Here is a 522-nt window from a genome sequence, read left to right on the forward strand (position 1 = left end):
AACTGGAAAGATTTAGAAATAACACACTCTTTATTTTCCAAAGAGAAGAAAAATGAACAAAGTAAAATGTTATCTGAATTTTATGGTAATTATTTTGTTCTTAATGAATGGGATGCTTTACTAAAAAACTTATTTTTACAAAATCATAATGAGTGGAGTTCAGAAGATTTTAGACGACTTGCGGAATCAGATTTAATTTCTGAGAAACAAAATTTAATAGGAGAAAAACTAACTAAACTAATTGATGATTTTTATAATTTTAATGTAAATAATAATTTTGGAGATGAGTTATATGGTTTGGCTATAGAAAATATTAATCATCAGTCAATTCCAAATCTTGAGTTTTATATTAGAATTCTAAAGATGCTGGGCTTGGATGATAGGGCTAAGTTGTTGGAAAACAAAACATTGGAAAATGTTAAACTAAGAATAATGAAATCTCCACGACCAGTTAATTCCATTCAAGACCTTAGCATATTTAGTCCTATTAGAGATAAATCTTTGGTTAATAAAATAGAAGAA

General features: G+C 26.6%; 1 protein-coding gene. It reads left to right on the forward strand.

Annotation, left to right across the window (positions count from 1 at the left end):
• The coding region (locus tag BKE30_RS16150) for a hypothetical protein (RefSeq protein ID WP_158073217.1) at positions 1–522 on the forward strand (522 nt) is incomplete at both ends.

The sequence above is a fragment of the Alkanindiges hydrocarboniclasticus genome (genome assembly GCF_001982605.1).
Lineage (GTDB): Bacteria > Pseudomonadota > Gammaproteobacteria > Pseudomonadales > Moraxellaceae > Alkanindiges > Alkanindiges hydrocarboniclasticus.